The 6,373-nt window shown below is 37.9% G+C and carries 8 protein-coding genes and 1 pseudogene; 3 read left to right on the forward strand and 6 right to left on the reverse strand.

What is annotated here, in order from left to right:
* Window positions 1-28: 28 nt before the first annotated feature.
* Window positions 29-382, reverse strand: a pseudogene (locus tag AC5JMK_RS19020) (hypothetical protein); the annotation flags it as partial.
* 188 nt (window positions 383-570) lie between these two features.
* Between AC5JMK_RS19020 and AC5JMK_RS19025 the strand changes: the two are divergent.
* Complete coding sequence (locus tag AC5JMK_RS19025; protein ID WP_096679144.1) at window positions 571-1,596, forward strand: DUF2891 domain-containing protein; 1,026 nt, start codon at window positions 571-573, stop codon at window positions 1,594-1,596.
* 265 nt (window positions 1,597-1,861) lie between these two features.
* Here AC5JMK_RS19025 and AC5JMK_RS19030 read toward each other — a convergent pair whose 3' ends face one another.
* The 5 genes from AC5JMK_RS19030 to AC5JMK_RS19050 all read right to left on the reverse strand — a co-directional run bounded on the left by AC5JMK_RS19030 (window position 1,862) and on the right by AC5JMK_RS19050 (window position 4,294).
* Window positions 1,862-2,503 (reverse strand): hypothetical protein, encoded by a 642-nt coding sequence (locus tag AC5JMK_RS19030; RefSeq protein ID WP_495910801.1) that lies wholly within the window; start codon window positions 2,501-2,503, stop codon window positions 1,862-1,864.
* Window positions 2,491-2,805: a hypothetical protein gene (locus AC5JMK_RS19035; RefSeq protein ID WP_495910802.1), complete on the reverse strand. Its 315-nt coding sequence runs from the start codon at window positions 2,803-2,805 to the stop codon at window positions 2,491-2,493. The genes AC5JMK_RS19030 and AC5JMK_RS19035 overlap by 13 nt, the downstream gene beginning before the upstream one ends.
* On the reverse strand, window positions 2,756-3,079 hold the full coding sequence (locus AC5JMK_RS19040; protein WP_096677166.1) for a hypothetical protein: 324 nt from the start codon (window positions 3,077-3,079) through the stop codon (window positions 2,756-2,758). The genes AC5JMK_RS19035 and AC5JMK_RS19040 overlap by 50 nt, the downstream gene beginning before the upstream one ends.
* The gene (locus AC5JMK_RS19045; RefSeq protein WP_495910803.1) at window positions 3,076-3,585 is read right to left on the reverse strand and encodes a hypothetical protein; all 510 of its coding nucleotides are present in this window, start codon (window positions 3,583-3,585) and stop codon (window positions 3,076-3,078) included. Before AC5JMK_RS19045 ends, AC5JMK_RS19040 begins: the two co-directional genes overlap by 4 nt.
* 247 nt (window positions 3,586-3,832) lie before the next feature.
* Window positions 3,833-4,294: a double zinc ribbon domain-containing protein gene (locus tag AC5JMK_RS19050; RefSeq protein WP_096680283.1), complete on the reverse strand. Its 462-nt coding sequence runs from the start codon at window positions 4,292-4,294 to the stop codon at window positions 3,833-3,835.
* A 76-nt stretch (window positions 4,295-4,370) separates the two neighbouring features.
* Here AC5JMK_RS19050 and AC5JMK_RS19055 point away from each other — a divergent pair, with 76 nt between their 5' ends.
* Together AC5JMK_RS19055 and AC5JMK_RS19060 are read left to right on the forward strand one after the other, a co-directional pair.
* Window positions 4,371-5,273, forward strand: coding sequence for a tyrosine-type recombinase/integrase (locus AC5JMK_RS19055; RefSeq protein ID WP_096680064.1), 903 nt, complete (start codon window positions 4,371-4,373; stop codon window positions 5,271-5,273).
* 132 nt (window positions 5,274-5,405) lie between these two features.
* On the forward strand, window positions 5,406-6,373 hold a 968-nt coding region (locus AC5JMK_RS19060), incomplete at its 3' end, for a DUF4158 domain-containing protein (protein WP_495910804.1).

Below are 6,373 nucleotides of genomic sequence, written 5' to 3' on the forward strand. Positions count from 1 at the left end.
CAAGGAAAGAGAGACAAAGAAGAAGAATTTAGTTATGATAACAGACTTTTTCGGTGTGCGATCGCGTACTAGGACTCAAGCTAATTAAATCACCAATATTGGGTTTAATCGTGTTACAAATAGCATCCAATTGTAAATAATTGATGTCATAACCGAAAGGATTTTCGATTTCCAAACCAATGGCTTCAATACCAAACAAAGTAAAGCTGATTGAAGCGACAATCAAACCTGTCAACCAACCGAAACTCTCGACAATTTGAAAAGGTAATAACACGCAATACAGCAATAGTAATTGTTTGAGATGAATCACATAAGCTAAAGGAATTGGTGTTTTGAGAATTCGTTCACAAGCATCTAAATTATCCACCAATTGGGGGAGCATCCCAATTTTTTCAAAATACCATAAACCAAAGGGTTTAAACCCTTTGCTAATAGCGCAAGTCGTCTGAAGACGACTTCATAAAATCAAACAGTCTGCTTCAGCAGAGTTTCACTATGAGACTGCGATTGAAATCGCAGGCGTTTTTTGAACATTTGGGATGCTCCCCCAATTGGTTTAACATCGAAGCTATGGAAATTGACGTAGCGATCGCAGCAAAATTTGTCCAATTGGTACTCGACTGCATCAAGCAAGAGTATCCACATAATGCTATTTATTGGTTTAATAACGATGAAGATATTAAACCACCACGAAAATTAACACCTGCTTTCTATGGTTGCTTGGATTGGCATTCGGCTGTACATGGACACTGGTTACTCGCACGTCTAGCGCGTTATTTTCCTGAAGCGACCTTTCAGACAATAGTCAGAGAAGCCCTAACTCAAAGCTTTACACCTGAAAAAATTCAAGGAGAAATAGCGCATCTACATAAACATCCTTACTTTGAATGTCCTTACGGTTTTGCATGGCTGTTGCAACTGGCTGCGGAATTGAGGGAATGGAATGACAGCCAAGCTAAAGAATGGCTGACTGTGTTGGAACCGCTAGAAACTTTGGTAGCGAGTAATTTCCAGCGATGGCTACAAAGTCTGGAATTGCCTAACCGCACCGGAACCCATAGTCAAACGGCCTTTGCGCTGGGTTTAGTCATAGATTGGGCGCGAATTACCAAAAACGAGAACTTTGTGGATTTGATTGAAAACAAGATCCAAAAATTTTATTTGAGCGATCGCAGCTATCCGTTACATTTAGAACCACTCGGCTATGATTTTATCTCTCCCTGTCTTGCTGAAGCTGATTTGGTGCGGCGAATTCTTTCACCGATGAATTTTGCTAACTGGCTGACTGATTTTCTACCTCAATTACCTATTGATGAGTCAGTACAATGGCTGCAACCTGCAAAGGTAACTAATCCTCAAGACTATTTACAATCTCATTTTCATGGTTTAAATCTCAGTCGCGCTTGGATGCTTGAGGGGATAATTTTTGGCTTGCCAAATAACGATCCTCGAATAGGCACACTTCGTACTGCTGCTGTTGTACATCGTCAGAGTAGCATCATCGATGCTGTCAGTAAATATTATTCTAGTAGTCACTGGCTGGGGACTTTTGTCGTTTATTTGGTAACAGATCGTGGGTTCTGGAGTTTAGACTAAATTAGGTGACCTCAAAAAAAATAGAGGGTGTGATTGAACACAGTCCCCCTATTAGCAGAAGCTGAGAGAAGAACCACCTACTCTCACCTGCCAATATGAAACGTGCCAAATTAGAAGAATTTCGTCAAGCGGCGTACAAGCATTAGTAGCTTTTTAATAAGCTGTAATATATATACGTCTGAATAATGCAAAAGCTTTGCAAAGGTAGTTAGCTTGATAGCTAACCTACCATTGACAACGAAAACCGTATCAAGCTCAATGGTTCTCATTTTTTGTCTCTTAACTTTTTACTCCACTCTGGGACAGTATCTTTTTGTCCAAGTGGGAAGAACTGACAGAGCGTTGGAGTTACAGAAATTTCTTTGTAAGTTCTATTAGATTTAGTTGTTTCTGGTGGTTCAATGCCCTTTAAATAATCAGGGTCTACATATTGTTTTAAGGCATTTAAAACCCGTAAGCATTCGGTATCTGATTTGCACCAAACAATGATTTTGGAATTATCCTTTAGTACCTGAACGCCTCTATAACTTCCTTTTTCATAATCTGGAAATTTTGCTTGATGAGATTTTCCATATCTATAGTGTGGAATTATTAAAGTCCATCTAGATCTACCGATTTTCCCATTACCTAAATTTTCTGCATATTGAATCGCTAATTGAGGTTTTTGAGGACTGCGAGTCTGCCAGTAGTCTGGAACTGAAGCATAACAAGTTGTTTCATTGTTTTTAGCTAAACATAATTCGGTGTTAGCTTTAGCTAGTTCCTCAAAGTTTTTAATAACTTTTCTTGCTTCATTTCCTGTTGGTGTAGCTAAAACTTTTACAATTTGAGTTTGTTGTTTGGGAACATATTGATCATTTTCTCTTGAACAAACAATTACTGGAACTTCAACGTCTATCCAAAACACATCACAATCTTCTCCATCTTTGCCGTCTTTTCCTGGTTGACCATTAAGTCCGGGTTGCCCTTGTGGGCCTGGTTGACCATTAAGTCCGGGTTGTCCTTGTGGGCCTGGTTGACCATTAAGTCCGGGTTGTCCTTGTAGGCCTGGTTGACCATTAAGTCCGGGTTGCCCTTGTGGCCCTGGTTGACCGTTAAGTCCAGGTTGTCCTTGTGGCCCGGGTTGACCGTTAAGTCCGGGTTGTCCTTGTGGCTCTGGTTAACTACCGCTCCAATAGTAATAACTTGTACCGTTTTGGATAACTCCATCAACTACCAACCAAGCACCATTGTTTTGTAAACCTGGATCTGATTGATAATAAGCAGTAATACCACAAGCGAAATGCTCAAAAGTGACTACACCATTTGATAAGCCTTGGAAGCGATAACATTTTTTACCTGTGTTAGAGTTAATCGATTCCTTTTTGACACAAACTGGCGCGTTAGGAACCTCAAAAGTTTCTTTTTGATTATTAAAACTTACTGTAATTACAGCCGTGTTGCCTTCATCACAATAAGCTTGACCATCACAATTAAAAGTCATATTGCTAATGAGGGATAATTATTTTTAATTGCATTAATAACAGATTGATGAGTATTTGAAGTTTTATCTATATAGCTTGGATAGACCAACAGCAAGGACAAATCACCGTTAAAAGCTTTATCGTTGGTAACTATCCGAAATCTATCACCAGCGTCATAAGCAACTGATTGAATCCCTTTAGAATTATTATCTAAAAGCACTTCATAAGAAGTTGAATTACTATGAATTGAAACTAAATGACTACCGCTAGATGGCATGTTTGCCGGATAACCATTTATTCTAGAACTCAAAAAAGTACCAAAATAACCATTATAATCATTAGAAAATCTCCAATAATCATCTAAGTTTCTAGTACGTACAAGATTGTAGTTGTTAGTACTACTAACCGTAAAAACACAATATAAAGTAGCGCCAGATGTACCAGATAAAAATGGTGTAACTTGTAGTTCTTGTGTTCCACTACCATTAAATCTAAATACTTGGGGTAAATATCGGGAAGGTGTCACGAAGTGCAAACTAAACGGTTTAGTATAGACCGCATCCCTTGTATTATAAGACTTTCGGCATTGTAACAATTAAATTTTTGCATTTTGCATTCCGTCCAAGCTGAATGTACGCATACTGTCAAAAGCGATGTTTCAAAACGTGACTATTTCACCACAACAGAAGTAAACAGAAGTAATTGGTGATGAGTAGAGAGTTATACGTGCAAAAATTTTGATTACAGCTATTTTAACTCTTACTAAATCTAGGTTATAGCGATTTTTCTATTTTTAATTTATAAGGCTTACCACATACGGCGCAAAATTTATACCTGAATGACAATATCGGTTCGCCACAGTAAGCGCAACTAGCGCGTAGTTGTGTCCCGCAAAGATAACAGTATTTGGCTTTAAGGTTACTCCACATTTGGTCAGGATTACTTCCAGGATTCCAGCATTTCGGGCAGAATCTAACCCCAAGTATTGGTTTTGCTTCTTCACCCTTAATAAGGGCTTCTAAATACTCGATAGGTATCCCCAAACCAATGGCTAGTCCTTGCAGTGTCTTAGGGTTGAGTTTAGTTGTTAATCCTCGCTCAATCTTTCCCACAGACCGCCCGTTTATTGCAGCAGCGTTCGCCAACTCCAATTGAGTCAATTTGAGTTCTTTCCTCACTCTCAAAACGTAAGCAGCGAGGGTTTCTCCAAGTTTTGGGGTTTTAAAAGTATCCATGAAAAGTTGTTTAATATTTCTTAAAAAGATATATAATTTACTCATAAAAAACCTTGATATAAACACATAAATTTAAGTGAAAAAGGCTGTAACTTTAGCCACTGTAGCGACTGAATTTTTATCACGCCCTGGTTTAGCTCCAACGACCAGGCTCACTTACGAAATAGTACTCGCACCAATGCTTGCTGAGTATGGAAGTTGGTCAATAGAAATTATCAGTAAACAAATACTAGTTGAGTATTTAAATAATCTAGAACATTTAAAGTATACAACGCATCATAAGCATCAAGCGATACTACAAAGCCTGATGAATTTTGCAGTATCTCAAGGCTATATAAAATTTAACCCTATTAGCGGTTTAAAACAACGTCCCCCTGACCGAGAGAAGGGAGAACATTTAAGCGATGATAAAATAAAATATTTAACACCAGAACAGTTAGAAATACTATACTCTGCTGTAAAATCAGACCGACGTATGAATGCAATAGTTTATTTACTACATCGTACAGGATGTAGAATCAGCGAGCTTTTAGCGCTAAATTTATCAGATGTAGATGTTAAAAATCAGAAATTTCAAGTATTAGGTAAAGGAAACAAACAACGTTGGTGTTTTTACAGTTCGGATGCAGCGTCAGCACTTAACAAATACCTGAAGTATTCTAGGCATAAAAACTCAAATGCTTTGTTCACAGCACAACATCCTACTACCCTGAAAGTAAGTAGACTTAGCTACCATACATTACATGAATATTGGCTCAAAATAACGTCGAGTTATCCGGAATTAAACGGGGTACGTATTCATGACTTAAGGCACACCTTCGCCGGTGAGCGCGTAGGGATAGTGTCTCTAGAGGAATTACGTGCGTTGATGGGACATGAAAGCATTCAGACAACTCTACGCTACCAGAAAGTGACCTCACAAAAGGCTGAATCAGCCGCACGGCGTGCCTTTGATGCTCTGATGAGTACAGGCAATTAAGTGATACTATAAACAACCGGGAGTATCTAATCAAACCAGAGTACAAACGTTTGAGTATGTGCTTTTTTATTTTTATTTAAAATTGTGTACATAAAAGAATATAAAATACTTTTGGGTTAGAGACGTGACATAATGAAGAAAAATTGGTTGGCAGAAGAGCTAGTAGAGTACTGGACGCTGCTAGAAGGTGAATTTGCATTACTTACCCAAACAAGCGACGAAAATCGCTTGGGTTTTGCTTTAATGTTCAAATTCTTTCAGATAGAAGCCAGATTCCCAGAAAATCAGAAAGAGATTCCACCGGACGTTGTTAATTATGTTGCCAAACTTCTAGATATATCACCGAAAAAATACGATTACTATGATTGGCAAGGGCGTACTGTAAAATACCACCGCACGCAAATTAGAAAGTTTTTTGGGTTTAAAGAAGCAGGAGTTAGTGACGCCAAAGAATTAACTTTTTGGTTAACAGAACAAGCATTAATTTACGAGTTAAAATTTGAACAGCTAAAACTTGCTGCAATTGCAAGACTACGAGATTTAAAAATTGAACCACCTACAAATTTAAGATTAGAACGCATCATACGTTCCGCACTCAGTAATTTTGAATCCAAATTTTTTAGTGATATTAGCTCGCAATTATCTGATGAATCGAAAAAGCAAATAGATGACTTGCTAAACACACAGGCTTTATTGGATAACTTTGATGATACTCAAAAACAATCAGGAAATCAACAAGTTCCAGAAACATTTACACCTAACTTTGAGTCAAAAGTATTAATTACCAAATGGGCAGAATTAAAAACAGACCCTGGTAGAATAGGTATTGAAAGTTTCCAAAAAGAAGTTGCGAAGTTAGAAGTATTTCAACAATTAGAATTACCAGCAGATTTATTTAAGAAGATACCAACTAAAGTTCTTCGCTCTTTTAAAAGTCGAATAGCTGTTGAACATCCCATTGATATACGTCGTCACCCAGAGTCTACACGCTATGCTCTGTTTGCAGCTTTTTGTTGGCTCAGAAGTCAAGAAGTTATAGACAATTTGGTTGAGCTACTTATTCTTTTAGTACATCGCATTAGCAAAAATGCAGAAACCCG

Source organism: Pelatocladus sp., assembly GCF_059505505.1.